The organism is Kribbella sp. NPDC051952 (assembly GCF_040680855.1).
In the GTDB taxonomy this organism is placed as follows: Bacteria; Actinomycetota; Actinomycetes; order Propionibacteriales; family Kribbellaceae; genus Kribbella.
Genome location: NZ_JBFAXQ010000045.1, coordinates 20,171 through 46,281 on the forward strand (window position 1 = coordinate 20,171; position 26,111 = coordinate 46,281).

Genomic DNA, 26,111 nt, shown 5'->3' on the forward strand with positions numbered 1-26,111 from the left:
GTTGGCGACGACTTTCGGGGGTTGTTGCCCTACCCAACGGACTACTTGAGGAAGAGCGGCAGCAAGGGGTCGACGATGCCGAACAACGTGTCCACGGAGACCTCGCGGGGCGGGGTGGTCAGGCCGGTGACCCGGACGACCCGGCGGCCCTTGCGGAAGACGAGTTCACCTTCGTCGGGCAGGTAGTACCCGGGCTCTCCGATCGGGGCGAGCTTGGGCGGCGGATAGTGCTGCGCCTCCGGGATGGTGGGCTGGTCGAACGCCTCGACGATCGACACGGTCGCGTCGAACGAGCCCCAGATACAGGTCAGTGCGCCCTTCACCCGGTAGTCCCGGCGCAGCTGCACATGCGTTCCGACAAACCGCTCGGCCGCCGAGTTCGACACCTGACACGCCGAGTCGGCCTGGCGCGCCGCCCGGAGATTCGTCGGTACGGCGTCGCGCGCCGCGACCGCGATGGCGACAGCCTTGGTCCGGTCGATGCCGTCGGCAGTGCCTTGGTCGATCCCGCCGGCCGGAGTGACCCGTACGGCTCGGTCCCCGGCCAGGAAGGTCAGCCGCGATTCGGCGATCCGGGCCTCCGGGCCGAGCTCGGGCAGTGGTTCGACGGTGCCGGCGGTGGTCATCAGCCGGCTCAGCGAGTCGGGCTGGCTCGAGAGGGCGGTCACGCCGATCGTGACCACGCGCCCCTCGACGAGCAGGGTGCAGAGATCCATCGCGGGCAGGCCGCCGTCGTTCCAGGCGTTCGGCTTCGCGGTGACGGGGACCCGGAGCTCGGTGGTGAGCGTGCGGGTGATCGCCGTACAGACCTGTGGTCCGGGCGCGCCCAAGGTGCCGTCGAGCCCTTCGGCCTGCGGGGGAGCGATCACGGTGGGTACGACTGCCGGCGCGGGCACAACGCGTGGCGGGGTGCGGTCGGCCCGGCGCGCGACCGTGCAGCCTGGGAGGGCCAGGACGAGAGCGAGCGCACCCGCAACCACCGTGCGACGCATCCAGCCACCTCCTCACTGGCTCCAGCATGGCCCGGATTCAGGTCTCCCACAGGTTCAAATGAGTGCCTTGTCATCGGATGGTGATCCGGCTGGACTACGATCGCGTCGCCATGCTTAACAGATTCCGGCAGTTCTGGACCAAGGTGATCACGCCGATCGCCAACCTCCTGCTCAAGCTCGGCGTGAGCGCCGACGCGGTCACGCTGGTGGGCACGATCGGTGTGTCCGCCGGGGCGTTGATCTTCTTCCCGCGCGGCCACCTGTGGCTGGGCGTGGTGGTCATCACCTGCTTCGTGTTCTCGGACCTGATCGACGGGCACATGGCCCGGACCTCCGGGACGTCGTCGAAGTGGGGCTCGTTCCTGGACTCGACGCTGGACCGGATCGCCGACGGCGCGATCTACGGCGGTCTGGTGATGTTCTACGCCAACTCCCGCGCCGGCGACTCCACGCTGATGGCCGCGGTCACGCTGTGGGCGCTGGTGATGGGCGCGGTCACGTCGTACGCACGGGCCAAGGCCGAGAGCCTCGGCCTGAAGGCGAGCGGCGGCCTGGCCGAGCGGGCGGACCGGCTGGTCTTCACGCTGATCCTCGCGTTCTTCTCCGATCTGCTGAACCTCCCGATCCTGCTGGAGCTGGTGATCTGGTACGTCGCCGCCGCCAGCACGATCACGGTGATTCAGCGGTCGCTCGGGGTCCGCAAGCAGGTGATGGCCGACCCGGCCAACGCCGGTCTCGACACGCCCCCGTCTCCGCCCACATCCCCGCCGGCCGAGCCGGACGCGAAGAGCTGACCGATGGGCGGCCTCCGCCAACGGGCTGTCGATCTGGCCTTCGCGCTCGCCTGGGCTCTCGTACGCCGCCTCCCGGAGCGGACCGTCACGTGGCTCTTCCGCCTCGCTGCCGACCGCGTGGTCCGGAAGAACGGCCGGGGCGTACGGCGATTGCGCGGCAACCTGGCTGTGGTCCGCCCGGAGGCAACCGACGCCGAGCTCGATGCGCTCACGCTGGCCGGGATGCGCTCGTACCTGCGCTACTGGCAGGAGGCCTTCCGCCTGCCGGAGTGGTCGGACGCGGAGATCGTCGGGCGGGTCCGGACGGTCAACGAGAAGCTGCTGCGGGACGCGCACGCCGCCGGCCGCGGGGTGATCTGCGCCCTGCCCCACCTGGCGAACTACGACCACGCGGGCGCCTGGGCCGGCCTGACCGGGATGCCGGTCTCGACCGTGGCCGAGCGGCTGCAGCCCGAGTCCCTGTTCGACCGCTTCATCGCCTACCGCAAGAAGCTCGGCATGGAGGTCCTCCCACTGACCGGTGGTGACGACGACGTCACCGGCGTACTCGCGGAGCGCCTGCGCGCGGGTGGATTCGTCTGCCTGGTCGCTGACCGCGATCTGTCCGAGCGCGGCGTCCCGGTCACGTTCTTCGGCCGCCGGTCCCGGATGCCGGCCGGTCCGGCCGCGCTGAGCGTGCGGACGGGTGCGCCGCTTATCCCGGCGACCCTGCACTACGACGGATCCGAGCTGGTCATTACCTTCCACGACACGATCGAGCCCGAGGGCGGCACCGCCGCGATGACCCAGCGCTGCGCGGACGCCTTCGCGGTGGGGATCGCCGCCCACCCGCAGGACTGGCACATGCTGCAGAGGATTTTTCTCGACGAGTGAGAATCGACTTGTGAGGATCGGAGTGGTGTGCCCGTACTCGCTGGGCACGCCCGGTGGGGTGCAGAACCACGTCCGGGACCTGGCCGAGGCCTTGCTCTCGGCGGGTCACGAGGTGTCGGTGCTGGCGCCGGTCGACGATTTCGACGCGATTCCGCCGTACGTCGTCTCGTCCGGCCGGGCGGTGGGGGTTCCGTACAACGGGTCGGTCGCCCGGGTTACGTTCGGGCCGCGGACGGCCGCGCGGGTGAAGAGCTGGCTTGCTGACGGCGACTTCGACGTGGTCCACGTGCACGAGCCGACCACCCCGAGCGCCTCGATCATCGCGCTCTGGTCGGCGGGCGGGCCGTTCGTCGCGACGTTCCACACTTGGCAAGTCCGGTCCCGGGCGATGAGCGCGGCGGCCGGCTTGCTCCGGCCGGCGTTGGAGAAGATCGACGCCCGGATCGCGGTCTCGGAGAACGCCCGCTCGATGATGGTCCAGCACGTCGGCGGCGAGGCCGTGGTGATCCCCAACGGGCTCTACACGGACCGCTTCAAGGGGAGCCCGCGGCGTGAGTGGCAGGGCGCCGACGGCACGATCAGCATCCTCGGCAGGATGGACGAGCCACGCAAGGGACTCGGCGTACTGATGAACGCGGTCCCGGCTCTCGTTGCCGCGCGGCCCCGCGTCAAGGTCCTGGTTGCCGGCGCCGGGCAGGCCGATGAGGCTCGCCGGATGCTTCCTGCCGACTGTCGCGACAACGTGCTGTTCCTGGGCGCCGTCGACGACGAGTCTCGCGCTGACATGCTGGTCGGCTCGGATCTGTACGTCGCGCCGCATCTGGGCGGTGAGAGCTTCGGGATCGTCCTGCTCGAGGCGATGGCGGCTGGGACGCCGGTGCTGGCGAGTGATCTGCCGGCATTCCGGCAGGTGCTGAGCGGCGGCACGCTGGGCGAGCTCTTCGAGCCGGGCAACGTGGACGACCTCACCGCTCGCGCCCTGCGCCTGCTGGACGCCCCTAAGGAGCGTGACCAGCTCCGTGCCGCCGGACTGGCCGCCGTACCGCGCTATGACTGGTCTGTGCTGCTCCCGGAGCTGCTGGCGGTCTATGAGCTCGTCAGCCGCGGCGGGCGCGGAAGTTCTCCAGCAGCGCCGTACGGGCGTCGCTCGGCAGCTCGCCGGCGGGCAGATCGGTGAGCTTCTGCGTGGTCTGGCGGATCTGGTCGAGGTAGCGCTCGCACCCGTCGCACAGCGCCAGGTGGTCGATGAAGTCCTGCTCGGCCTCGGGGGTCAGCGTTCCTTCCAGGTACGACGTCACCTGCTCGACGAACTCACGGCAGTCCAGGTCGCTCATGACGCGTCACCCTCTTTCCGGTAGAACTCTTCCAGTCTGCCTCGCAGGAACGCCCGGGCCCGGTGCAGCAGGACCCGCTGGTTGGCCGCGGTGATCCCGAGCAGTTCGCAGACTTCGTCGTACGGCGCGCCCTCGATGTCCCGGAGTACGACGACCAGCCGTTGGCGCTCGGGCAGTTCGGCCAGGGCCTCGACGAGCTGGGCGCGGACCTCGCCGGTGAGCAGGCCTTGTTCCGGGGTGGGCCAGGCGGGTGGGAAGTCCCACCAGTGCCCGGGGTACGCGTCGCCGGCCGGACGGAAGCGGCTCGGGTCGACGGTCGGGCCGGTGTCGTCGACGCTGCTCATCGGGACGACCTTGTGCTCGCGAACACCGCGGCGCTTGGCCGTGTTCGTGAGGATCCGGTACACCCAGGTCTTGAGCGAGGAGCGGCCCTCGAACCGGTCGATGCCCTCGATCACCGCGAGCCACGTCTCCTGGACGACCTCCGCAGCGGATTCCTCGGTCGACACGAACGACCGGGCCAGTCGCAGCATGCCGCCGGACCACCCGTCCAGCAGCAGTGCGAACGTGTCCTCGTCGCCGATCCGCAACTGTTCGATCAGTGCGTCGTCGGCCGGCAGCCCAGCCATCGGCTCAGCGTAGTGCAACCGCATGCCGCTGAACCCAGACGAGGGCCGCACCGCCGAGCGCGACCGCACCGGTGATCATCCAGCCCGAAACGAACACCCCGGCGTGCTTGCTCAGGGCGCCGAAGGCGATCGCGAACGGCGTGAACAGCACCCACGAGACCGCGCTGATCCCGGACGCGACGCCGGTCCGGATCGTCGACGGGACCGCGTCGTGCAGGAGCTGGCTGAGGTGGATCCCTATCACCACGAGCAGGAAGGTCAGCGCCACCATCGCGATCGTCAGTACGGCGAGGCTGTGGCTGGTGGTCATCGTGACGCAGGCGGCGACCATGACCAGTACGACGATGGCCACGGGGAGGGGCCGCTCGAGGTGCAGGCGGCTCGCGAGGAGTCCGCCAACTCCGATCATGCCGACCAGGAGTGCCCAGAAGGGACCGTAGTACCCGGCCTGTGCCTTCAGCGTGATCAGCCAGAGCGGGCCGAACTCGTACATCGCCTGCAGGATCATCGCCGACATCACCGTAGCTGCGGCGATCGGGACGAGCCGCCCGCGGTCGGTGATCGCGCGGTAGGTGACGACGAGGTGGTCACGCAGGGAGGTCCGCTCGCTGGTCTGGTGCAGCCGCGGCTCGCGGAAGCGGGTCAGCGCGATCAGGTACAGCGCGGCGAAGGGGAGCGTGAGGAAGTACGTCGCTCGCGGGGAGAGCGCTGCTGCGATCAGTCCGCCGGCCAGCGCGCTGCCCACCAGGGCGACGCTTTCGATGAACCGGACCCGGCCGATGCGCTTCTCGTACTCCGCGCTGTTCCCGGTCTCCTCGAGGATTACGTCGTACACGACGGCCTCGACGGTGCCGGAGTACATGGCGAAGTAGATGCCGAGGATGAGCGCGGCGACGATGTAGGTGATCACGTTCTGGCTGATCGCGCCGATGAACACGCTGATCAGGAGCGCGAAGCCCGCGACGATGAGGACGCCGCGGCGCGACCAGCGGTCCGCGAGAATGCCGGACACGACCTCCATCACCGGAGTCAACGCCGCGTACGCCGCCGCCATCAGACCGATCGTGGCTGCGTCGAATCCGATCCCACTCATGAACAACTTCTCCACCGGCACCCAGAACCCCACGGCCTGCAAAAAAGTCGCAACCCAGAGCGGAGTCAGCCGAACCGCGACGGCCGACCGCCGGCGCCGCCTCCCCAGCCCATCGGCCGGAGACGCCTCCTTCTCCACCCCCTGTGCTTCGGAGGTGACTGCGGCTGTTGCGTTCGACATGACATCTCCTCGGGCTGACTTTGTGTTTCAGCCCTGCAGTGTCATGAGGGGGTGAGTGCGTTACACCAGCTTCGCGGCGGTTGCCTTGATCTCGTCGAAGTCGCCGGGAGTCGGGTGCCACGGGAGCTGCAGCGGGTCATCCTGGTACCGCGGGATCACATGCAGGTGTGTGTGGAAGACGGACTGCCACGCATCCGCGCCGATGCAGCTCAGCAAGTTGGCGCCCGCCGCGTCCAGGCGCTCGATCACACGGCTGACGAGGGACTGGGCGAGCAGGGTCGCCGCGGTCAGGTCCTCGGCGGAGGCCTCGCGGAGATCGGTCGAGTGCGTGCGGGGGATCACCAGCAGGTGACCAGCTGTCGCGGGATTGATGTCCATGAACGCGATCGCCCGCTCGTTCTCGGCGACCTGCGTCGACGGAATGTCCCCAGCCACGATGCCGCAGAAAAGACAGTTCTCACTCATTCGGTCAGGCTATCGGCAGTACACTGCGCGGGCCGGATCTGCCCACCCGAGGAGCCCCATGCCGGACGAACTGCTGCGCCCGACGATCGGCGCCGGTGTGGACATGTCGGTGCGTCCGTGGCGGCTGATGTCGCAGACGTACGTCGCGTTCTTCGGCGGCGTGGTCGCCTCGACGGTGATCGCGTTCCTCAACTCCGGCCGGCTCGGCGTGGAGGCGGCGAAACGGCGCCTGATCCTGCTCACCGGCCTGGTCGGACTCGTCGCTGTGGTCGTGGTCTTCGCCCTGGTCGACGGCGACGAGGACGTCACCTCCGGCCTCCGCGTCAGTAGCCGCGTGATCGCGGTCGTCTGCTGTCTTGTCCAGCTCCGGCTCCAGCGCCCGATGGATCGTGCGTTCCAGCTCCGTGGGACCGACTACGGCAAGCTCTGGGTGCCGGGGGTCGCGGTGACGATCGGCGGCGCGATCGCCGAAGCCCTGATTCTGCTCGTGGCTGCGAGGACCTGGTGACCGAACCGACCGAAGCCCGTCTCCAGTTGGCGGGCCACTGGCTGCAGATCGGCCACCCTGAGCGCACGCTCGACGAACTGCACGGTCTCACGGGCGATGCGGCTCTCGACTACCGCGCGTACCTGTTCCGCGGTGCCGCCCTGCATGCGCTCGACCGGAACGCCGAGGCGATCGACGTACTCCGGGACGGGCTGTCCCAGCACGGCCCGTTCTTGCCGTTGCTGCATGTCCTGGGCTCGTCACTGCGCTCAGAAGGCCGGCTTCCCGAGGCCGAGGCCGCGTTCCTGCAAGGGCTGAGTTTGGACCCGAACGACCCGGATCTGCTGATCGGCTACGCCCACGTCTGTCTCGCCGCCGGTCAAGCGCAGAAGGCGAGCGCTCTGGTCGAGCGTGCCGCCTCGCAGGCGCCGGAGAGCGCGGCGGTCTCGGCTGCTCGCGCCCAGGTGTCCTTCGCCCTCGGCAACGATCGAGACATGCATCGCCACAGCACCGAGGCGCTCTCGCACGACCCCGAGGACCCGGGCGCACGAGCCCTGCACGGTACGGCGTCCATGCTGACCGGTGACTCGCGTTCCGGCTACTCGTCCCTCGCCTCCGCCGCAGCCTCCCAGCCAGGGGACGCGGACCTGCGTGCTGCGGCCCGTGAGGCGAAGCTGATCAACCACCCGCTACTGATTCCGCTCCGCCCGTTCGCCCGGTTCAACCCACTGGTCGTCTGGATCTGCGCGGTCGCGGTCATCTACGGCCTCCGCGCCGCGGGCCTGGCCCCGCTGTCGTTCGCGTTCGCGATGATCTGGCTCGCGTTCTGCGTCTACTCCTGGGTGGTCCCGCCACTCGTCCGCCGCTGGCTCAACCGAAAGTGGGGAGCATGAGTAACGACCGGATCGCCGCGCTGCGTAAGGCAGTCGAGGCCAGCCCGGATGATGTGATGCTGCGGCTTCTGCTCGCCGAGTCGCTGGTGAGTGCCGACGCCACGGAGGAGGCGCTCGACCAGTACGTCGTACTCCTCGACCAGCAGGGTCTGCCGGATGACCAGTTCGTGCCGGTGGGTGAGCTGGCGGCGGCGAACGGGCGGCTCGCCCTCCTGCGCAACCTGCTCGAAGCGGCCCGGCAGCAGGGTGTGGTCGAGGGGACAGGGCGGCTGCAGCAGTTGGTGGACGGCATGATCGCCGAGCGCAGCGGCGTACGGATCAAGGTGGGGCCGGAGGCGGAGACGCCGTACGAGCTGGATACGCCGAAGGAGACCACCACCTTCGACCAGGTCGGTGGGATGGACGAGATCAAGCGGGTCATTCACCGGATGGTGATCCTGCCGCTGAGCCGTCCGGAGCTGTACGAGAAGTACGGGCGCAAGTCCGGTGGCGGCGTGATGCTCTACGGGCCTCCTGGCTGCGGGAAGACGCTGCTCGCGCGGGCGACGGCGGGAGAGTGCGGACTGCCGTTCGTCAACGTCCGGATCGAGGACGTGATGGACCCGTACCTCGGTGTCTCCGAGCGCAACCTGCACGCCGCCTTCGAGCGCGCCCGGGCGAACGCGCCGTGCGTCCTGTTCCTGGACGAGCTGGACGCACTGGCCTTCGCGCGGCACAAGCACGGCGGATCCGAGGCTCGCCGACTGGTCGACGTACTCCTCCAGGAGATGGACGCGATCGGCTCCGAGAACGACGGGCTCCTCGTCCTCGCCGCGAGCAACGCGCCGTGGGATGTGGACGAGGCGATGCTGCGGCCCGGTCGCTTCGACCGGGTGATCTTCGTCCCGCCGCCGGATGAGCCCGCCCGCGCCGACATCCTCTCGGTGATAGTGAAGGACGTGCCGGCCGAAGGGCTGGACCTCAAGGCGCTCGCCGGTCAGACCCCGATGTTCAGCGGCGCGGACCTGCGCGCGCTGATCGAGCGCGGCGTCGACCGCGTGATCGACGAGGCCCTGTCGAGCGGCGGCGAACCACCCCTGGACATGCGGCACCTGACGGAGGCACTCGCCACCATCAAGCCGTCGACGCTGGACTGGCTGCACAGAGTGCGCTCGTACATCGAGTTCGCCAACCAGAGCGAGCGGTACGACGATGTCGCGACGTACCTGAAGTCCCGCGACGTCCGCCGCCGGCTCAGCCGAGACACCAAGGGCTGAGCCGGCACCAGGTCTTCAGGAGGAGGACTTCACCTTCGCGGCGGCGGAGTCCGGCATTGCTTCGTAGCGGGAGAACTGACGGCTGAACGACGCCGCGCCATGCGAGAGCGACCGGAGGTCGATCGTGTAGCGGGTGATCTCCACCTGCGGCACCTCGGCCTTCACCAAAGTCCGGTCCTCGCCGACCTTGTCCGTCCCGAGCAGTCGCCCACGCCGGCCGGACAGGTCGCTCATCACCGCGCCGACGAGATCGTCGGGCACCAGCACGGAGACGAGGTCCACCGGCTCGAGCAGGCTCACCCGGGTCGCGGCAGCCGCCTCGCGGAGCGCGAGCCCACCGGCCATCTGGAACGCCATGTCCGAGGAGTCGACGCTGTGCGCCTTTCCGTCCAGCAGCGTGACCCGGATGTTCACGACCGGATAGCCGGCCCCGACCCCCTTCTCCATCTGCGCCCGGACGCCCTTCTCGACGCTCGGGATGAACTGCCGCGGCACCGCACCGCCGACCACCTTGTCGACGAACTCGAACTCCGCGCCCTGCGGCAACGGCTCGACCTCGATATCGCAGACGGCGTACTGACCGTGGCCGCCGGACTGCTTCACGTGCCGCCCGTGACCTTTCGCCTTCCCGCCGAACGTCTCCCGCAGCGGCACCCGCAACTCCACGGTGTCGACGGTCACGCCGTACCGGGAGGCCAAGGCATCGAGTACGACGTCCGAGTGGGCCTCACCCATGCACCACAAGACGATCTGGTGCGTCTCCGGGTTCTGCTCGATCCGTAAGGTCGGATCCTCGGCCGCGAGCCGCTGCAACCCGACGCTCAGCTTGTCCTCGTCGGTCTTCGCATGCGCCTGGACGGCGATCGGCAGCAAGGGCTCCGGCATCGTCCACGGCTTGAGCAGCAGTGGGTCGGCCTTGTCGGACAGCGTGTCGCCGGTCTCTGCCCGGGTCAGCCGCCCGATGGCACACAGATCGCCCGCGATCACGTTTGTAGCGGGCCGCTGTACCTTGCCGATCGGGAACGACAACGTCCCGATCCGCTCGTCCTCGTCGTGATCGGCGTGTGAGTTCTGATCACCGAAGAAGGACGTGAAATGGCCCGACACGTGAACTGTCGTGTCGGGCCTGACGGTGCCGGAGAACACCCGCACCAGGCTCACCCTGCCGACGTACGGATCCGACGTCGTCTTCACCACCTCGGCCAGCAGCGGCCCGTCCGGGTCGCAGCTGAGTCCCTTGCGCGGGACGCCGTGCGGGGTGAACACCTCGGGCAGCCTGTGCTCGGGTGGCGACGGGAATCCGCTGGTCGCGACCTCGAGCAGCTCGAACGTGCCGATGCCGGAGGCGCTGCAGACGGGGATCACCGGGAAGAACGTCCCATGCTCGACCGCGTGCTCCAGATCGTCGATCAGCACCTTCTGGTCGATCTCTTCGCCACCGAGGTACCGATCCATCAAGGATTCGTCCTCGGACTCCTCGATGATCCCCTCGATCAGCGTGCCGCGGAGCTCCTCGATCTCGTCGTCGTACGCCGAATCCGGCGCCGACGTGGAGCGTTTGCCGCCCGCGTAGCCGTAGTACGTCTGGGAAAGCAGCCCGATCAGCCCGTCACCAGCGGGCAGGTAGAGCGGCAGCACCCTGTCGCCGAACGCGGCCTGCGCGGTGGCGAGCGCGTTCTGGTAGTTGGCCCGGGCGTGGTCGAGCTTGGTGATCACGACGGCCCGCGGCATCCCGACCTGGTCGCACTCCTGCCAGAGCGACTTGGTCGGCTCGTCGACACCTTCGTTCGCCGCGATCACGAACAGCGCGCAGTCGGCGGCCCGGAGCCCGGCCCGCAGTTCGCCGACGAAATCGGCGTACCCAGGGGTGTCGATCAGGTTCAGCTTGACGCCCTGGTGCGGCAGCGAGGCGAGCGACAACCCGACCGAACGTTGCTGCCGGATCTCGGCGTCGTCGAAGTCACACACAGTGGTTCCGTCCAGGACGGTGCCGGGTCTGTTCAGGACGCCGGAGGCCACCAGCAGGGCCTCGACAAGGGTGGTCTTGCCGGCTCCGGACGGGCCGACGAGCACCACGTTGCGGATGGCGTCCGGGCTGTCCACAGCGGGCGCGGCTCCGGTGCCTTGGGAAGTGTTCGTCTTGTCTGCCATGACGTTCCTCCTGGTCCACCCACCATTCCCCGAACGGCCACTTCGCACAAGAGCCATCCGGTCGCGGATTCGTGGCAAGGTCCCACCTCCGGACCCTGCCGCTGGGTAGTGTCGCGGCCATGCGTAGGGCACTCGGGGTAGTCATCAGCACGTTGGTCGCGATCCTGGCTCTGGCCGGGTTCGCGACGCCTGCGTCGGCCGCGACGGGCGACGAGGTGAAGGACTTCACGATCGCGTACACGGTCACGCCGGACGGCGTACTGCAGGTGAAGGAGACGATCGCCTATACGTTCGGCAGCACCGGCCGGCACGGTATCTACCGGGACCTGGTGATCCGGGAGCCGTACAAGGACGACGAGTCGAAGGACCAGAAGTACGAGGTCTCGAACATCAAGGTGTCCAGCCCGTCGGGTGCGTCCGACGAGTTCAGCACCGAGACGACGAAGTACAACTCCGACCGCGACCAGACGATGCGGATCAAGATCGGCTCCGAGGACCGGACGATCTCCGGGTACGACGCGACGTACGAGATCACGTACGACGTCCGCGGTGCGCTGCGGCACTTCGCCGACCACAGCGAGCTGTACTGGGACGCGACCGGCTCGGCGTGGGACGCCGTACTGAACCAGGTCGATGTCAGTGTCACCGTGCCGGAAGGCGTGCAGCAGACGGACTGCTTCCAGGGCCCGGCGGGCTCGAGTCAGGAGTGCACACACACGGTCGACGGCTCCGGGAAGGGCGCCTTCGGTGCGACCAACCTGGCACGGAGCGACCAGATGACGATCGTGGCCGGGATCAAGCCCGGTGTCGTCGCCAACGACGCTCCGATCGTGGTCGACGCACCGAACTGGATGGAGCGGAACGGGCTGTCCTGGCTGTCCCTCATCGGCTCCGGCGTGATCAGCCTGGCCGCGATCGTGGCCGCTGCGCTCTACGGGAAGAACGGGAACAAGGACCAGCGGTACGCCGGGATGCCGCCGGGCACGTTCCCGCCGGACGGGATCGCGGCCGAGCCGGTCAAGGACGACCTGTCCGAGGACCAGCTCCCGGTCGCGTTCTCCCCGCCGCGCATTCCGGTGGCCGAGGGTGGGCTGCTGATCGACGCGAAGGCGACGACGGTCGAGACCGCGGCGACGCTGATCGACATGGCGGTGCGCGGCGGCGTACGGATCGAGAACACCGGCAACGACCAGAAGGCCGTGCTGGTGAATCCGGCGGTGGCGACCGCACCGCATGAGCAGGTGCTGATGTCTGGGCTGTTCCCGTCGTTGCAGCCGGGGGAGGAGGTCCTGCTGCGTCGCGGCGCGGTCGGTGACCACACGATGCGGCGGGCGCACGACGGGATGATCCGGGCGCTGCGGGACCAGGTTAAGGCCCGCGGGTGGTACCTGCGGATGCCGCGGGCCGGCGGGGGATCGGTGTTCAAGAACGGCACCGGCTGCGCGTGCATGGGGATGATCGCGATCTGGGTGTTCGGTGCCGGGCTGGCCGGGACGATCACCGGTGCGGCGACCGGTGGACTCGGTCGCGGCGTGGTCATCGTCGTACCCGTGGTCGCGGTGATCGTTGCCCTCGGCATCTGGATCGGGAAAAGGTCGAAGGGGCAACGGAATCCGGCCGGGCGGGCGGTTGCGGATCAGCTGGTCGGCTTCCGGAAGTACCTGGCGACGGCGGAGGCGGATCAGCTGCGGTTCGAGGAGGGAGAGGACATCTTCAGCAAGTACCTTCCCTGGGCGATCGCTTTCGGGCTGGCTGATCGCTGGCAGAAGGTGTGCGAGCAGCTCGTCGCTGCCGGTCGGCTGACTCCTGATCCGTATTGGTACGTCGGGCCGTCCTACTACAGCTCCGGGTGGACCGCGGGTGCCGTCAGCTCGACGGTTGCGCAGACGTTCGATCCGCCGCCAGCTCCGGCCAGCTCCGGTGGTGGTGGAGGTAGCTCCTCCGGCTTCAGCGGCGGCTCGTCCGGCGGCGGTGGCGGTGGCGGAGGCGGCGGCAGCTGGTAGTGGCTGGTTGTCACCATCGGCTGCACTCTCGGTAGTCTCGCGAGCATGCGGAGGACTCTGCGGATCCTGTTCTGCACGCTGGTCGCCGGGTTGGCGCTCGCCGGTTTCGCGACTTCGCGCGCTCACGGACATGACCTCGGCCGTCTCCAACACCTTCAGCTCACCCCCGAGCCCGTCAGCCGGAGGAGGCACCTCCTCCGGCTTCAGCAGCAGCTCCAGCTCGTCCTCCTCCTCAGGTTCCGGAGGAGGAGGCGGCGGAGGTGGCAGCTGGTAACCCGGCTCAGACCTTCCCGCCGGCTGCAACCGGAGCCGTGGGGTCGTTGCCGTCGTTGCCGACCACCTCGCGGGCGAGGAAGTCTTCGAGGTGGAAGAGGTTGTCGCCGGCGCGCTTGGCGACGTTCACGAGGGTGGTCATCGCGGCGACTTCCTCGACCTGCTCCTTGAGGAACCACTGCATGAATTGCTCACCGATGTAATCACTCTCGTCCCGAGCGGTCCGGGCCAGCGTCTCGATCTGCTTGGTGACGGTGATCTCCTGCGCGAGTGCCAGCTCCAGCGGCTCCAGCGCGGACTTGAAGTCCGACTCGACCTCGCCGACGGAGGGGATGTGCGGCCGGATGTCCTTGTCCAGCAGGTACTGGACCATCATCATCGCGTGGTTGCGCTCTTCCAGTGACTGCTTGTAGAAGTGCGACGCGAGCTGCGGAAGATCCTGGTCGTCGTACCAGACAGCCACTGCCACGTATTGCTGTGACGCCGTGAATTCGTTCCGGATCTGCTCCTGCAGAAGTTTCTCGTACGTGCTCATTACGTCAATCTAATGGCCGAAACCAGTTTTCTCGACCTTGGTCAGGCTCGCCTAACCCGCTCGATTCCGTCCCAGTTCGACCACCTCGACACCTCCACCAGGCAGGCTGATCCGGACCGTCGCACCCTCGACCACCACATCGATGCCCTCGGCAAGCGCTTCCGGCCGGAGCGCGTCCCGGGTCAGCAGTACGGCGCTCACGAGCACCAACGGCTCCCCGTCGTGCGGAGCCGTCACGTACGGCGTTGCCGAGTGCACACCGAACGCGTTGGCCCCGAGTCCGCGATGCACTCCCGCTGCGTCGTACCCATGCAATCCGACGACCGCCGACGACAACCCATCCGAGTTCCGCGCCGATGCGGCCCGATCACCGGCACTTGCCTCCGGCAACGACGCACCCGCCACCGCGAACCCACCACTCCGCACGATCGATCCGGCCGGCCCTTCCACCAGCGCACACCGAATCTCCCACCCACCGTGGACGACGGAAGCCGTCTCGATCCGCCACGGCCCCTCCGAACCCAACCACGCCTTGTGCCACGAGGACGCCGTACGTCCGCTGACCCCGATCCGCCGGATCCGCCCGCGCGAACTCGACTGACCGTCCGAGCCGACCAGCGAGATCAGGTTGTCGATCCGCGGCGCCTGGTCCGACAGTTCCGGCCCGGCGTGGTTCGCGTACGCCAGCCGGTTGTAGTGCGGATCGCCCGCCGGCTCCACGCCCTCCGGCTCAGCCAACGGCGCGTGATCGGCACCGTGGTTGACCAGCCGCACGATCTGATCGTGCCGGCTCCCGTGCACGATCCACCCCGGTGCCGGCATCGCTCGTACCTGATCCGCATCGTCAAGCGGGACAGAGTCCTCCGGCGCAGTCCACACCGGGTGCTCCGGCGGCAGCAACAGCCCGATGAACCCCTTCGAAGCCCAGTACGGCGACCCAGGCCCGGAGTACTGCTGTGTAGTCGGCAAGAACGTGTCGTACCACCCCAGCGTCAACAGCCCACGCTCATCCGGTACGCCGTGCTGCACAAAGTGCCGTGCGATCCCTGAACACAACCGCCGCGTCTGCCCCGGTGACAGGGGAGTGGCGTCCAGCACCGCGCCCATCCAGTACGGCGCAGCCGCAGCCGTCCGGTACGTCAGCGAGCGCCCCTGATAGATCGGCGCTCCGTCGTTGCCGACCAGATGCACCGCGTCCTCGAGGAACAACCGCAGCCGGTCCTGATAGACCTTCAACCGATCCTCGTACGCCGCACCCGGTGTGGCAGCCGCCATCCGCGTCCACAACCCCGGGTAGAGGTGCATGGCCCAGCCGATGTAGTTGTCGAAGTTCTGCCCGTCGCCATCGGAGTACCACCCGTCGCCGACGTACCAGTCCTCGATCCGGTCCAGGCCATCGTCGATGTCGTCCTGCGAGTACGGCGCCCCGACCGACGCGAGGAACTGTTCACTCACCACCTGGAACAGCCGCCAGTTGTTGTCATGCGTGGTGGATCCGTTGAACCCGCCCAGCCACTCCGCGACGTGCTCCTGCGCGCGGGTGTCGAGCCGGTCCCAGATCCACTCCCGCGTCTCGTGCAGCGCGACCGCGATCGCCGCGGCCTCGACCATCTGCTGCGAGCGCGGAGTCAACCGCAGCCACGCGTCCGGGTGGTCCGGATTCGCTCCGTTCGCGACACCGCGCGCGTACCGCTCGATCAGGGCCTCGCAGCCCTTGCCCTGCACGCCGGCGATCCGGAACGCGGCCAGCATGAACGACCGGGCAAACCCTTCCAGCGCGTCTGACGCCGTACCCGATCGGCTCGGTCGGCCAGGCAGTGCGACCAGCGCGGCGCCGGGGGAGAAGTACGGCACGAGTGAGTCGAGCAGGTAGTCCGCCAGTGCCTCCCAGTGCGCACGACTCCAGCCCGTCTGGCGGGACAGGACGCGATCGGTGTCCGGCAGTACGAGGCGGGTCATGCGAGCCTTCCGAGTTCGATTGGGCTGATGGCGTGCTGCAACGGCTGGCCGGCGACCAGCCGCTCGAGCTCCCCGACGGCCATTTCGCCGAGGCGGGCGATCTCGTTGCCAACGGCACCGGCGACGTGTGGCGTGATGAAGACGTTCGGCAGGTCGAGCAGCGGCGAGTCGGGAGGCAGCGGCTCCGGCTCGGTCACATCGAGTACGGCGTCAATCCGCCCGGAGGCGCACTCCCTGATCAGTGCCTCGGGGTCGATGATCTTCCCGCGAGCCGTATTGATCAGGACCGCGCCATCCCGGAGCAACCCGAGCAGGCGGGCGTCGACCAGGCCGACCGTCTCCGGAATCAGCGGCGCATGCACGCTCAGAATGTCGCTCCGCCGGAACAGCGTGTCGTTGTCGACCAACTCCGCACCGAGCTCAGCCGCCTCGGCCGCGGTCAGATACGGATCGCTGATCAGCACCTCCAGATCGAACCCGCGCAGCCGCTCGGCCACCATCTTCCCGATCCGCGACGCCCCCAGCAGACCAACCGTCGAGCCGTAGCTGCCCGGCATCCCGTGCGGGTCCGCCTTCCGCCGCTCGAGCCGGTACTGCGCCGCGAGCCGGAACGCCCGCTTCCCGGCGAGCACGATCGAGGCGACCGTGAACTCGGCCACCGGCAGCGCGTTCGCGGTCGCCGCCGACGACACCTGGATCCCGCGGTCGAACGCGACCGGGTCGACGATCGCCTTGACCGTGCCGGCCGCGTGCAGGATCGCCTGCAGTTTCGGCGCCGCGTCGAGCACCTCGGGCCCGATCCGCGGACAGCCCCACCCAGTGAGCAGTACGTCGACCTCCGGTAACGCGGCCCGGATCGCCGGGTCGGCCAGGAAGCCCCGGACCGGCAGGTCCCCGTTGTTGCTGAGTCCGGGACCGACCGGAAGCACCGTCGCGGCCGCCTCCAGGCGCTGCCGGACGCGCGGGATCAGCACGCGCTCCCGGCTAGCGTCGTTCATCGCCAGCATGACGGTCAGGGCGGAATCAGGTTCGCTGCTCACGACAACCAACCTAGCAAGCGCTTTCCCAACCCGTCGCCCGGCGTGTCGAATCTTGGAAGAAGCTGAAAGTTCGCGATGGCCGGAATGTGGGCCCACCGTTCGGACGTTGTGGGGTGAAAGGGCAGGATAGAGGGGCCTACCCGCCCTGTTGGCCACTGTATGAAGGAGACGACGATGCTGCGACCGGACGACCTCTACGAGATCGTCGACGAGTCGGTGGCGACCGGCCCGGCGGCGACGCCGAAGGTCTTGGTGCACTCGCTGGACGGGTTCATGGACGCCGGCCAGGCCGGCCGGGTGACCGCCGATCACCTGCTCGAGGTGCTGGACAGCCGGCTGCTGGCGCGGTTCGACGTCGATCTCCTGCACGACTACCGGGCCCGGCGGCCTGAGGTGACGTTCGCCGAGGACCGATTCATCGACTACACGCCGCCGCAGCTGAACCTGCACCTGCTGAAGGACGACGCGGGTGTCGAGTTCCTGCTGCTCGAAGGCGCGGAGCCGGACAACCACTGGAACCGGTTCGCCGGCGCGATCCGGCAGCTGATCGAGCTGTACAACGTGACGCTCACGATCGGCGTCCACGGCATCCCGATGGGCGTCCCGCACACCCGTCCGCTCGGCTTGACCGCGCACGCGACCCGGCCCGAGCTGGTCACCCGTTCGAACATCTGGGACGGCGAGATGCGGCTGCCCTCGAGCGCCGGCACGATGCTGCAGGTGCGCCTGGGTGAGGCCGGCAAGGACGCGATGGGCTTCGCGGTCCACGTCCCGCACTACCTGGCTGAGAACCGCTTCCCGGGTGCCGCACTGGCCCTGGTGCACGCGATCTCGGCCGCGACGGGCCTGCTCCTCCCTAGCAAGGCCCTGCTCGACGAGGCCGCCCTCACGGGCCGGATGGTCGACGAGCAGGTCGAGGCGTCAGAGGATGCCTCCGCGGTGGTCAACGCCCTCGAGACGCAGTACGACGCGGCCGCCGGCTCCGTCAGCCGCAAGAGCCTCCTGGCCGATTCCACCCCGTCCGCCGAGGAGCTCGGCGCCGAGGTCGAGCAGTTCCTGGCTGAACTGAACCGCGACGACGACCAGTGAGTCCTGTCACCTGACAGGTCCTGCTCCCGGTGGGACCTGTCAGGATGAGGCATGCCTGAGTCGCTGGAGGACCTGGTCGAGCTGCTCGACCTGGAGATGATCGACGCCGACCTGTACCGGGGCCGGCAGCCGCAGACCTCGATGCAACGCGTGTTCGGCGGCCAGGTACTGGGCCAGGCGTTGGCGGCCGCCAGCCGGACAGTGGATCCGGAGCGGCTGGTCCACTCGTTGCACGGGTATTTCCTGCGCGCGGGCGACACCGCCGTACCGATTGTCTATCGGGCGGAGCCGACGCGGGACGGCGGAACGTTCAGCAGCCGCCGGGTGGTTGCCTCGCAGAACGGCAAGCCGATCTTCTACATGTCGGCGTCGTTCCAGCGGCCCGAGCCCGGTCTCGATCATCAGGATCCGATGCCGGATGACGTCGTACCGCCGGAGGAGGCGCCGCGGTTGGCGACCGTCCTCGAGGCGCGATCGGGTCGCGCGGCTTCCGACTGGGACAAGGAGTGGGCGGCTCTCGACGTACGCCTGGCCGGCGTGACGGGTCGGCAGTTCTGGATAAGGGCTGCTGGCAAGCTTCCGGACGATCCGGCCCTACATGCTTGCGTTCTCGCGTATGCCAGTGACTTGACGTTGCTCGGGGCAAGCTTGCTTCCGCATGGGATCGTCATCGGCGACCGCCGGATCCAGCCGGCCTCTCTCGACCACGCCCTCTGGTTCCATCGCCCGTTCCGCGCCGACGAGTGGCTCCTCTACGACCAGGCCTCGCCCTCAGCCTCCGGCGCCCGCGGCTTCGCCACCGGCCGCCTCTACACCTCGAGCGGTGAGCTGATCGCGTCGGTCGCTCAGGAAGGTCTGATCCGCCCAGTTGGGCTGGACTTGGAGCACAAGTGATCTGCTATCGTTCAAACATGATCAAGCGCGCTGTAGTCACGACGACGCCGGACTCCGTCCTGGCGCGCTGACATCTGACTGTCTGACAAAGCCCCGGGGCGATTGCCCCGGGGCTTTGTCGCGTCCGTGGGTCCTCGCCCTCTGATTTCGAGGAGCCATCTCATGCACGACCACCGCAAGCTCGGCCGTGAACTCGGTCTGTTCGACTCCGACCCGCTGATCGGCGCAGGTCTGCCGTACTGGCTGCCCGCCGGTGCCGCCGTCCGGCACGCCTTGGAGAGCTACATCGCCGAAGTGGAACGACGAGCCGGCTATCAGCGGGTCTATTCGCCCGTCCTCGCCAAGCGCGAGCTGTACGAGATCTCGGGCCACTGGGCCAAGTACAAGGACGACATGTACCCGCCGATGGATATGGGCGCCGAGCAACTGGTCCTGCGGCCGAGCATCTGTCCACACCACGCGCTGATGTATCGCTCCCGCTCGCACAGCTACCGCGAACTCCCGCTCCGGCTCTCCGAGCTCGGCGGGCAGTACCGCGCCGAGCTGTCCGGCGCGATCGCCGGCCTGAGCCGGGTCCGGGCGATGCAACTCAACGACGCGCACATCTTCTGCCGCCTCGACCAGGTCGCCGTCGAGGCCGAGAACGCGCTGGCCCTGATCAACCAGGCGTACGCCGATATGGGGATCAGCGCATCCCGCTATGTGCTGGCCCTACCGGCTGAGGATGCCGCCTTCGGTGACCCGGCCAGCAAGTACGTCGGGGACGCGGACAGCTGGGCGCACGCCGCCGACCTGCTCCGCGAGGTGCTGAAGAACGCCGGTGTCGACTACGAGGAGGCACCCGGCGAGGCGGCGTTCTACGGTCCGAAGATCGACATCCAGATGGAGGATTCGGCCGGTCGCGAGTTCAGCCTGTCGACCGTCCAACTCGACTTCCACCAGCCGGCGGCGTTCGGCCTCGAGTACATCGGTGCCGACGGCAACAAGCACCGTCCGGTGATGGTGCACCGCGCGATCGTCGGCAGTATCGAACGGGCGATGGCGCAGCTGATCGAGGTGCACGGCGGGGCTTTCCCGGCGTGGCTCGCGCCGGTGCAACTCGTCGTACTCCCGATCTCTGACGATGAGGAGGAGGTCGCCATCCAGGTCGTCCGGCGGGCGATGGCTCTCGGGCTGCGGGCCGAGGTCGCGCACGCGGACGAGGGCAGCCTGGGTGCGCGGATCCGGGAGAACCGGTCGGCGCCGTACCAGGCGGTCATCGGTGCTCGCGAGGCCGCGGCTGGGGCGTTGGCGATTCGGGAGCGCGATGGCAAGAAGCATGACGCCGCGCCGATCGGAGAGGTGCTCGATCGGATCGTGCGGCTCAGTTCGCCTGCAGCTGTCCGATCAGGTGGGTGAGCTCGTGCTGCTCGTCGTACAGGGCGAAGTCGGTGGTCTTGCCGGTCTGCTGGTAGCCGAACTGGACCCGTGACGGGAGCAGCAGGGGTTTGCGGAAGTCGACGCGGACCGTGAAGGCGTCCGGGAGTTTCCCGGCCCGCTCGATCGAGGCGAGCGCGGCAGCCTTGGCCCACATGCCGTGCGCGATCTGGCGCGGGAACCCGAACGCCTGAGCGGTCAGTTTGAACAGGTGGATCGGGTTCCGGTCGCCGGACGCGGCGGCGTACCGGCGGCCGAGGTTGCCGTGCAGGTCCCACCAGGAGTTGGCGTCCAGCTCGGGGTCCTTCAGCAGGTCGACATGCGCCGACTCGGTCCCGGACGAGCGGCTGAGCAGGGTGGTCAGGTCGGTCCACACGACCTTCCCGTCGATGCTGACCTCGCTGATCACGTCGAAGACGGTGCCCTTCGGGTGCGGGCGCTCCGGCGTGCTGTGCACGCGGATCGCCGGCTCCGCGTGGATCGGGATCGGCCGCCGCTGGGTGATCGTGTTGGACAGGTGCACGATGCCCATCGGCTTGTACGGGAACGACGGGTCGGACATCAGGTCCAGATGCAGCGGGAACGCGAGCACATGCAGGTACGTCGCGGGCAGCGCCGGGCCGGCCGGGAATCCGGTGACCTCCCAGTAGGCCTGCAGGTGGTCCTGGTTGATCGCCGACCGTGGCAACTCGAGCGTGAGACCGTCCGCGTCGGGCTCGTAGTCGGCCCGGCGCATGGTCGCTCGGACGGTCCGGGCGTAGAGAGAGCCGAGCCCGGGGGAGTCGTCGTACCGACGGGTCGGCATGTCAGGCGCCCAGCATGCTCTGGCCGCAGACCCGGACCACGTTGCCGGTGACGCCGGCCGAGGCTGGGTCGGCGAACCAGGCGATGGTCTCGGCGACATCGATCGGCAGCCCGCCCTGTTGCAGCGAGTTGATCCGCCGGCCGACCTCACGGATCGCGAACGGAACCTTCGCGGTCATCTCGGTCTCGATGAATCCGGGCGCGACCGCGTTGATCCGGATGTTCCGGTCGGTCAGAGTCGGCGCGAGGGCCTGGACCAGGCCGATCACGCCGGCCTTCGAGGTCGCGTAGTTCGTTTGGCCGTTGTTCCCCGCGATGCCGGCGATGCTCGCGACACCGATGATCGAGCCGCCGTCGCGGAGCGCCCCGGACTCGAGCAGATGCTGGGTGATCCGTTCCGGCGCGCGCAGGTTGACGTCGAGCACGGCGTCCCACGCGTCGGTCCGCATGTTCGCGAGCCGCTTGTCCCGGGTGATGCCGGCGTTGTGGACGACGATGTCGAGTCCGCCGTACTGCTCCTGGGCGTGGGCGGCGATCCGCTGGGCGGCGTCGACCGCGGTCACGTCGAGCAGGAGCTCGCTGCCCTGGATCTTCGACATCACCTTGCGGAGAGCGTCCGCGTTCTGCGGTACGTCGACGCCGATCACGGTCGCGCCGTCCCGGGCGAGCGTGTTGGCGATCGACGCGCCGATCCCGCGGGCCGCGCCGGTGACCAGGGCGATGCGACCGGCCAGGGGGCGGTTCGGGTCGTTGCTGACCAGGGGACCGGTCCCGATCCGGGTGACCTGCGCGTCGACGTACGCCGACTTGGGGGAGAGGAAGAAGCGGAGGGTCGAATCCAGCTGCTCGTGGGCGTCGGGAGCGACGTACACGAGGTTGACCGTGGCGCCGCGCTTCACCTCCTTGCCCAGGCTTCGCGTGAAGCCTTCGAGAGCGCGCTGGGCAATCTGTTCCTCGGTCGATTGCGCGAGCTCCGGCGTACGGCCGACCACGATGACTCGACCGGCGGCCGCGAGCTGGCGGATGACGGGGGAGAAGAAGCGCTGCAGGCTGGTCAGCTCGGCCGTCGAGGTCGCGCCGGTCGCGTCGAAGACCAGCGCCTTCGGCCGGATCTCACTCGACGCGACGCCCTCGGTCGCGGTGCTGAACGAGGCGCCGATGTCGCGCAGCAGCGCCTGGATCGCCTTGCCGGCATCGGTCTCGCCGATCGCGCCGAACACCACGGGGCCGTCGATCACCGGCGAACCCTCGATCCAGCGCTGCAACGGCATCGGGTCGGGCAGACCCAGGTTCTTCACCAGGGTCTGGCCGAGCGGCGTCCGGGTGAAGGTCTGGTAGCGGTCCGTCATTCTCAGCTCCTACTTCTCGAGGATGGCGACGACGCCCTGGCCGCCCGCGGCGCAGATCGAGATCAGGCCCCGGCCACCGCCGTTCTCGTCCAGTTGCTTGGCCAGCGCGGCGACGATCCGCCCGCCGGTCGCAGCGAACGGGTGGCCCGCAGCCAGCGAGCTGCCGTTCACGTTCAGCTTGTCCCGGTCGATCTCGCCGAGCGGAGCGTCCAGGCCGAGCCGTTCCTTGCAGAAGATCGGATCCTCCCATGCCTTCAGCGTGGACAGCACCTGGGATGCGAACGCCTCGTGGATCTCGTAGTAGTCGAAGTCCTGCAGCGTGAGTCCGGCACGGGCCAGCATGCGGGGCACGGCGTACGCCGGAGCCATCAGCAAGCCCTCGGCACCCTTCACGTAGTCGACTGCGGCCGTCTGCGAGTGGGTCAGGTACGCGAGCGGGCGGAGTCCGTGCTCGGTGGCCCACTCGTCGGTCGCCAGCAGGACGGCCGACGCACCGTCGGTGAGCGGGGTCGAGTTCCCGGCCGTCATGGTCGCGGTCTCGCCCTTGCCGTACGCCGTCCGGAGCTTCGCCAGCTTCTCGAGGGTTGTGTCGGGCCGCAGGTTCTGGTCCTTCTCGAGGCCCAGGTACGGCGTGATGAGGTCCTGCTGGAAGCCACGGTCGTAGCTCGCGGCGAGGTTCATGTGGGAGCGGTACGCGAGCTCGTCCTGCGCCTCGCGGGTGATGCCCCACTCGAGCGCGGTCAGGGCCGCGTGGTCACCCATCGACTTCCTGGTGCGCGGCTCGGCGTTGCGCGGGATCTCCGGGACCACGTCCTTCGGGCGGACCCGCGCCAGTACCTTCAGACGGTCCTGGAAGGACTTGGACCGGTTGAGGTCGAGCAGGATGTTGCGCAGCTTGTCGTTGACCGCGATCGGTGCATCGCTCGCCGTGTCTACCCCACCCGCGATGCCGGCGTCGATCTGACCGAGCGCGATCTTGTTACCGACCAGGATCGCCGCCTCGAGCCCGGTCCCACACGCCTGCTGGATGTCGTACGCCGGGGTTGTCGGCGCGAGCTTGGAACCGAGGACCACCTCGCGGACCATGTTCCAGTCGCGGGCGTGCTTGAGGACCGCGCCGGCGACGACCTCGCCGACCTCCTGGCCGCCGAGCCCGGTCCGGTCGACCAGCCCGTTGAGGGCGGCGGTGAGCATGTCGGAGTTGGAGGCGTGCCGGTAGGTCTTGTCCTGCCGGGCGAACGGAATCCTGTTCCCGGCGACGACGGCCACCTTGCGGGTCTCGGTCACGATGTCTCTCCTGCTCTGGTTCTCGCATCTTTGGACGTTCGTGCGGTGGCGGAGGTTCGACGGGTCTTGCTGGCCGCAGTCGCTTTGCTGGTGAGGGCTTTGCGGCCGACGGCGGTCGCGAGGGTTGCGGTGATCGCAGTCTCCCGGACGGTGGCGACATCGGCATGATGCACCACCGGATGCCCCGGCTGCCCACTCGACACGATCAGCCCGACCCTTGCCATATGCAACGATCCGAGTGTCTGTGTGTACAGGTGATTCGCCAGGTAATCGGTATCCACGGTGTCGAACACGCCCGACCGCTGACCGGCCCTGAGGATGTCCGCAATACGGTGCAGCGCCGCGGCCATCGCCGTACCGAGCTTGGTCATCACCGGCTCGGTGATCTCGCCGAACAGCTGGTCGCCGGTGCGCCGGAGCAGGCTCATCGCGCAGTCCGCGAACGCCGGATACTGCAGGCAGAAGTCGACGAAGACCTCGCTGAGTGCTTTCAAGCGATTGAGCGGCGTCTTCCGCGGGTTGTCGACGGCGGCGAGCAGTTGGTCGAGGTCACCCAGGTAGTCGACCAGAGTGAGCGCGAACAGCTCCTCCTTGCCGGCGAAGTGCCGGTAGATCAGGGCCTTGTTGATCCCCACCCGCTTGGCGATATCGTCGATCTGGGCGTCGATCGTGCCCCGCTCGTCGAACAGCTCACGAGTCGCGCGGATGATCTCGCGCTCGCGGTCACGACGACGCTCCGCCGTGGTCCGGCGGCGTCCGATCGCGAGCAGCGCGGAGCTCATGGATTGATCTTAGCCACAGCGGTACCCCCTGGTGCAAACGACGGTTACACTCACGGGTAACATCTGGCTTGTCTGCTTCTTTGTCGCCGGAGGACGTTGATGACCGATTCGAACCCCACGCCCGAGTTGTCCGCCGATGTGATGGCGCTTGCCGGAGAGCTCGGCGCCGAGCGCTCGAAGCCGGGCTGGAGCTCGTTCTCGCTCGCTCTGAACGACGAGCAGCGGGAGATCCGCGACTGGACCCACACGTTCGCCGAGGAGGTCATCCGCCCCGCGGCCTCCGAGTGGGACGAGCGTGAGGAGACCCCGTGGCCGATCATCCAGGAGGCCGCGAAGATCGGTCTCTACGGGTTGGACATGAACGTCAACCTTTTCGTGGATCCGACCGGCCTGTTGATGCCGCTCGTACACGAGGAGCTGTTCTGGGGTGATGCCGGGATCGCGATGTCTTTGAAGGGCACCGGTCTGGCGTCGTCCGCGATCTTCTCCAACGGGACTCCGGAGCAGTGGAGTCAGTGGATGGGGCGGTGCTACGGCACGGCTGACGACGTACGGGTGGCTGCATTCTGCTCGTCGGAGCCCGGTGCGGGGTCTGATGTGTCCGCGATCCGTACTCGGGCGACGTACGACTCGGCCACTTCTGAGTGGGTGATCAACGGGCAGAAGGCTTGGGCTACCAACGGTGGGATCGCGGACATCCATGTGGTGGTCGCGACGGTCGATCCGTCGTTGGGGACCAAGGGGCAGGCGGCTTTCGTCGTACCGAAGTCTGAGGTGCGCGGACTCGAGATGGGCACCAAGCTGCGGAAGCACGGTCTGCGGGCGTCACACACCGCGGACGTCTTCTTCGACAACGTCCGCATCCCCGCCGAGAACGTGCTTGGCGGCAAGGAGAAACTCGACGCCCGGATCGCCCGCGCCCACGAGGCCCGCGCCGCCGCGGCGAACGGTACGGCGGAATCCGCCGGCCGCAACGCCTCGATGGCCACCTTCGAAATGACCCGCCACCTCGTCGGCGCCCAAGCCATCGGCATCGCCCGAGCCGCCTACGAGGTAGCGCTGGAGTACGCCAAGACCCGCGAACAGTTCGGCCGCCCGATCATCGACAACCAGGGCATCGCCTTCAAACTCGCCGACATGGCCCTAGAAATCGACGCCGCCCGCCTCTTGGTCTGGCGAGCCGCGAACATGTCCTCCGCCCTCATGCGAGGCGAAACCCCCGACTACCGCCACGGCGAAGGCTCCATGGCCAAACTCAAAGCCGGCGAGGTAGCCGTAAAGGTCACCGAAGAAGCCATCCAAATCCTAGGCGGCAACGGCTACACCCGCGAATACCCAGTAGAACGCATGCACCGAGACGCCAAGATCTACACCATCTTCGAAGGCACCTCGGAGATCCAACGCCTGGTCATCGCCCGCGCCATCTCAGGCATGCGCATCAGATAAGAGTTTTCATCCCACGCGTGCTACGCAGGCGCTCCGTCGCTCCGCTCCTCCCGCACCTGCTACGCGCGCTCCCACCCACCCCCCGGC

At 68.3% G+C, this 26,111-nt stretch carries 24 protein-coding genes; 11 read left to right on the plus strand and 13 right to left on the minus strand.

Annotated elements, in window-relative coordinates; genetic code table 11:
- Positions 1 to 41: 41 nt before the first annotated feature.
- Positions 42 to 992, minus strand: coding sequence for a hypothetical protein (locus AB0L70_RS40215; RefSeq protein ID WP_363692180.1), 951 nt, complete (start codon positions 990 to 992; stop codon positions 42 to 44).
- A gap of 110 nt (positions 993 to 1,102) precedes the next feature.
- On the opposite strand from AB0L70_RS40215, the gene pgsA reads away from it, so the two are divergent.
- The 3 genes from pgsA to AB0L70_RS40230 are packed head-to-tail and all read left to right on the plus strand — an operon-like array spanning position 1,103 to position 3,836.
- The gene (gene pgsA / locus AB0L70_RS40220) at positions 1,103 to 1,786 is read left to right on the plus strand and encodes a phosphatidylinositol phosphate synthase (RefSeq protein WP_363692181.1); all 684 of its coding nucleotides are present in this window, start codon (positions 1,103 to 1,105) and stop codon (positions 1,784 to 1,786) included.
- A 3-nt stretch (positions 1,787 to 1,789) separates the two neighbouring features.
- Positions 1,790 to 2,659 (plus strand): phosphatidylinositol mannoside acyltransferase, encoded by an 870-nt coding sequence (locus AB0L70_RS40225; RefSeq protein ID WP_363692182.1) that lies wholly within the window; start codon positions 1,790 to 1,792, stop codon positions 2,657 to 2,659.
- A gap of 10 nt (positions 2,660 to 2,669) precedes the next feature.
- A complete protein-coding gene (locus AB0L70_RS40230; protein WP_363692183.1) occupies positions 2,670 to 3,836 on the plus strand; it encodes a glycosyltransferase family 4 protein in 1,167 nt (388 codons plus the stop codon).
- Here the strand turns inward: AB0L70_RS40230 and AB0L70_RS40235 are convergent.
- From AB0L70_RS40235 to AB0L70_RS40250, 4 genes are read right to left on the minus strand one after another with little or no spacing between them, the layout of a single operon-like run.
- A complete protein-coding gene (locus AB0L70_RS40235) occupies positions 3,757 to 3,993 on the minus strand; it encodes a zf-HC2 domain-containing protein (protein ID WP_363692184.1) in 237 nt (78 codons plus the stop codon). The genes AB0L70_RS40230 and AB0L70_RS40235 overlap by 80 nt on opposite strands.
- Complete coding sequence (locus AB0L70_RS40240) at positions 3,990 to 4,622, minus strand: sigma-70 family RNA polymerase sigma factor (RefSeq protein ID WP_363692185.1); 633 nt, start codon at positions 4,620 to 4,622, stop codon at positions 3,990 to 3,992. The genes AB0L70_RS40235 and AB0L70_RS40240 overlap by 4 nt, the downstream gene beginning before the upstream one ends.
- A gap of 4 nt (positions 4,623 to 4,626) precedes the next feature.
- A complete protein-coding gene (locus AB0L70_RS40245; protein WP_363692186.1) occupies positions 4,627 to 5,895 on the minus strand; it encodes an MFS transporter in 1,269 nt (422 codons plus the stop codon).
- A 60-nt stretch (positions 5,896 to 5,955) separates the two neighbouring features.
- Positions 5,956 to 6,360 (minus strand): HIT family protein, encoded by a 405-nt coding sequence (locus AB0L70_RS40250; protein ID WP_363692187.1) that lies wholly within the window; start codon positions 6,358 to 6,360, stop codon positions 5,956 to 5,958.
- Between the two features lie 58 nt (positions 6,361 to 6,418).
- Here AB0L70_RS40250 and AB0L70_RS40255 point away from each other — a divergent pair, with 58 nt between their 5' ends.
- From AB0L70_RS40255 to AB0L70_RS40265, 3 genes are read left to right on the plus strand one after another with little or no spacing between them, the layout of a single operon-like run.
- On the plus strand, positions 6,419 to 6,868 hold the full coding sequence (locus tag AB0L70_RS40255) for a hypothetical protein (protein WP_363692188.1): 450 nt from the start codon (positions 6,419 to 6,421) through the stop codon (positions 6,866 to 6,868).
- Entirely contained in the window at positions 6,865 to 7,740 is an 876-nt protein-coding gene (locus AB0L70_RS40260; RefSeq protein WP_363692189.1) for a tetratricopeptide repeat protein, read from the plus strand. The genes AB0L70_RS40255 and AB0L70_RS40260 overlap by 4 nt, the downstream gene beginning before the upstream one ends.
- A complete protein-coding gene (locus tag AB0L70_RS40265) occupies positions 7,737 to 8,996 on the plus strand; it encodes a tetratricopeptide repeat protein (protein WP_363692190.1) in 1,260 nt (419 codons plus the stop codon). The genes AB0L70_RS40260 and AB0L70_RS40265 overlap by 4 nt, the downstream gene beginning before the upstream one ends.
- Positions 8,997 to 9,011: 15 nt before the next feature.
- On the opposite strand, the gene AB0L70_RS40270 is transcribed toward AB0L70_RS40265, so the two are convergent.
- The gene (locus AB0L70_RS40270; protein ID WP_363692191.1) at positions 9,012 to 11,147 is read right to left on the minus strand and encodes an elongation factor G-like protein EF-G2; all 2,136 of its coding nucleotides are present in this window, start codon (positions 11,145 to 11,147) and stop codon (positions 9,012 to 9,014) included.
- Positions 11,148 to 11,266: 119 nt separating this feature from the next.
- Between AB0L70_RS40270 and AB0L70_RS40275 the strand changes: the two genes are divergently transcribed.
- Positions 11,267 to 13,150, plus strand: coding sequence for a DUF2207 domain-containing protein (locus AB0L70_RS40275; protein ID WP_363692192.1), 1,884 nt, complete (start codon positions 11,267 to 11,269; stop codon positions 13,148 to 13,150).
- Positions 13,151 to 13,430: 280 nt separating this feature from the next.
- Here the strand turns inward: AB0L70_RS40275 and AB0L70_RS40280 are convergent, their stop codons facing one another.
- From AB0L70_RS40280 to AB0L70_RS40290, 3 genes are read right to left on the minus strand one after another with little or no spacing between them, the layout of a single operon-like run.
- Complete coding sequence (locus AB0L70_RS40280) at positions 13,431 to 13,958, minus strand: ferritin (protein ID WP_363692193.1); 528 nt, start codon at positions 13,956 to 13,958, stop codon at positions 13,431 to 13,433.
- Between the two features lie 51 nt (positions 13,959 to 14,009).
- The gene (locus tag AB0L70_RS40285) at positions 14,010 to 15,917 is read right to left on the minus strand and encodes a DUF2264 domain-containing protein (RefSeq protein WP_363692195.1); all 1,908 of its coding nucleotides are present in this window, start codon (positions 15,915 to 15,917) and stop codon (positions 14,010 to 14,012) included.
- On the minus strand, positions 15,914 to 16,957 hold the full coding sequence (locus AB0L70_RS40290) for a hydroxyacid dehydrogenase (protein ID WP_363692196.1): 1,044 nt from the start codon (positions 16,955 to 16,957) through the stop codon (positions 15,914 to 15,916). Before AB0L70_RS40290 ends, AB0L70_RS40285 begins: the two co-directional genes overlap by 4 nt.
- A 174-nt stretch (positions 16,958 to 17,131) precedes the next feature.
- Here AB0L70_RS40290 and AB0L70_RS40295 point away from each other — a divergent pair, with 174 nt between their 5' ends.
- The 3 genes from AB0L70_RS40295 to thrS all read left to right on the plus strand — a co-directional run bounded on the left by AB0L70_RS40295 (position 17,132) and on the right by thrS (position 20,338).
- Positions 17,132 to 18,046 carry a PAC2 family protein gene (locus tag AB0L70_RS40295; RefSeq protein WP_363692197.1) on the plus strand — a complete coding sequence of 305 codons (915 nt, stop codon included), beginning with the start codon at positions 17,132 to 17,134 and terminating at the stop codon, positions 18,044 to 18,046.
- Positions 18,047 to 18,097: 51 nt separating this feature from the next.
- Positions 18,098 to 18,940 carry an acyl-CoA thioesterase II gene (locus AB0L70_RS40300; RefSeq protein ID WP_363692198.1) on the plus strand — a complete coding sequence of 281 codons (843 nt, stop codon included), beginning with the start codon at positions 18,098 to 18,100 and terminating at the stop codon, positions 18,938 to 18,940.
- 162 nt (positions 18,941 to 19,102) lie between these two features.
- Positions 19,103 to 20,338 (plus strand): threonine--tRNA ligase, encoded by a 1,236-nt coding sequence (gene thrS / locus AB0L70_RS40305; RefSeq protein WP_363692199.1) that lies wholly within the window; start codon positions 19,103 to 19,105, stop codon positions 20,336 to 20,338.
- On the opposite strand, the gene AB0L70_RS40310 is transcribed toward thrS, so the two are convergent.
- The 4 genes from AB0L70_RS40310 to AB0L70_RS40325 are packed head-to-tail and all read right to left on the minus strand — an operon-like array spanning position 20,304 to position 24,578.
- Positions 20,304 to 21,161, minus strand: a complete 858-nt coding sequence (locus AB0L70_RS40310; RefSeq protein ID WP_363692200.1) for a MaoC/PaaZ C-terminal domain-containing protein — start codon at positions 21,159 to 21,161, stop codon at positions 20,304 to 20,306. The two genes, thrS and AB0L70_RS40310, sit on opposite strands and share 35 nt — an antisense overlap.
- 1 nt (position 21,162) lies before the next feature.
- Complete coding sequence (locus AB0L70_RS40315; RefSeq protein ID WP_363692201.1) at positions 21,163 to 22,509, minus strand: 3-oxoacyl-ACP reductase; 1,347 nt, start codon at positions 22,507 to 22,509, stop codon at positions 21,163 to 21,165.
- A 9-nt stretch (positions 22,510 to 22,518) separates the two neighbouring features.
- A complete protein-coding gene (locus tag AB0L70_RS40320) occupies positions 22,519 to 23,796 on the minus strand; it encodes an acetyl-CoA C-acetyltransferase (protein ID WP_363692202.1) in 1,278 nt (425 codons plus the stop codon).
- Complete coding sequence (locus AB0L70_RS40325; RefSeq protein ID WP_363692203.1) at positions 23,793 to 24,578, minus strand: TetR/AcrR family transcriptional regulator; 786 nt, start codon at positions 24,576 to 24,578, stop codon at positions 23,793 to 23,795. The genes AB0L70_RS40320 and AB0L70_RS40325 overlap by 4 nt, the downstream gene beginning before the upstream one ends.
- A 99-nt stretch (positions 24,579 to 24,677) precedes the next feature.
- Here AB0L70_RS40325 and AB0L70_RS40330 point away from each other — a divergent pair, with 99 nt between their 5' ends.
- A complete protein-coding gene (locus tag AB0L70_RS40330; protein ID WP_363692204.1) occupies positions 24,678 to 26,024 on the plus strand; it encodes an acyl-CoA dehydrogenase family protein in 1,347 nt (448 codons plus the stop codon).
- Positions 26,025 to 26,111: the final 87 nt, after the last annotated feature.

What these genes read in the sequence shown, in the direction of transcription:
- AB0L70_RS40270 (WP_363692191.1), bottom strand. Translation starts at nt 11,147, where the DNA reads ATGGCAGACAAGACGAACACTTCCCAAGGCACCGGAGCCGCGCCCGCT.
- AB0L70_RS40275 (WP_363692192.1), top strand. Translation starts at nt 11,267, where the DNA reads ATGCGTAGGGCACTCGGGGTAGTCATCAGCACGTTGGTCGCGATCCTG.
- AB0L70_RS40265 (WP_363692190.1), top strand. Translation starts at nt 7,737, where the DNA reads ATGAGTAACGACCGGATCGCCGCGCTGCGTAAGGCAGTCGAGGCCAGC.
- AB0L70_RS40330 (WP_363692204.1), top strand. Translation starts at nt 24,678, where the DNA reads ATGACCGATTCGAACCCCACGCCCGAGTTGTCCGCCGATGTGATGGCG.
- AB0L70_RS40240 (WP_363692185.1), bottom strand. Translation starts at nt 4,622, where the DNA reads ATGGCTGGGCTGCCGGCCGACGACGCACTGATCGAACAGTTGCGGATC.
- AB0L70_RS40280 (WP_363692193.1), bottom strand. Translation starts at nt 13,958, where the DNA reads ATGAGCACGTACGAGAAACTTCTGCAGGAGCAGATCCGGAACGAATTC.
- AB0L70_RS40225 (WP_363692182.1), top strand. Translation starts at nt 1,790, where the DNA reads ATGGGCGGCCTCCGCCAACGGGCTGTCGATCTGGCCTTCGCGCTCGCC.
- AB0L70_RS40250 (WP_363692187.1), bottom strand. Translation starts at nt 6,360, where the DNA reads ATGAGTGAGAACTGTCTTTTCTGCGGCATCGTGGCTGGGGACATTCCG.
- AB0L70_RS40325 (WP_363692203.1), bottom strand. Translation starts at nt 24,578, where the DNA reads ATGAGCTCCGCGCTGCTCGCGATCGGACGCCGCCGGACCACGGCGGAG.
- AB0L70_RS40300 (WP_363692198.1), top strand. Translation starts at nt 18,098, where the DNA reads ATGCCTGAGTCGCTGGAGGACCTGGTCGAGCTGCTCGACCTGGAGATG.
- AB0L70_RS40235 (WP_363692184.1), bottom strand. Translation starts at nt 3,993, where the DNA reads ATGAGCGACCTGGACTGCCGTGAGTTCGTCGAGCAGGTGACGTCGTAC.
- AB0L70_RS40245 (WP_363692186.1), bottom strand. Translation starts at nt 5,895, where the DNA reads ATGTCGAACGCAACAGCCGCAGTCACCTCCGAAGCACAGGGGGTGGAG.
- AB0L70_RS40295 (WP_363692197.1), top strand. Translation starts at nt 17,132, where the DNA reads ATGCTGCGACCGGACGACCTCTACGAGATCGTCGACGAGTCGGTGGCG.
- AB0L70_RS40215 (WP_363692180.1), bottom strand. Translation starts at nt 992, where the DNA reads ATGCGTCGCACGGTGGTTGCGGGTGCGCTCGCTCTCGTCCTGGCCCTC.
- pgsA (WP_363692181.1), top strand. Translation starts at nt 1,103, where the DNA reads ATGCTTAACAGATTCCGGCAGTTCTGGACCAAGGTGATCACGCCGATC.
- AB0L70_RS40255 (WP_363692188.1), top strand. Translation starts at nt 6,419, where the DNA reads ATGCCGGACGAACTGCTGCGCCCGACGATCGGCGCCGGTGTGGACATG.
- AB0L70_RS40310 (WP_363692200.1), bottom strand. Translation starts at nt 21,161, where the DNA reads ATGCCGACCCGTCGGTACGACGACTCCCCCGGGCTCGGCTCTCTCTAC.
- AB0L70_RS40315 (WP_363692201.1), bottom strand. Translation starts at nt 22,509, where the DNA reads ATGACGGACCGCTACCAGACCTTCACCCGGACGCCGCTCGGCCAGACC.
- thrS (WP_363692199.1), top strand. Translation starts at nt 19,103, where the DNA reads ATGCACGACCACCGCAAGCTCGGCCGTGAACTCGGTCTGTTCGACTCC.
- AB0L70_RS40285 (WP_363692195.1), bottom strand. Translation starts at nt 15,917, where the DNA reads ATGACCCGCCTCGTACTGCCGGACACCGATCGCGTCCTGTCCCGCCAG.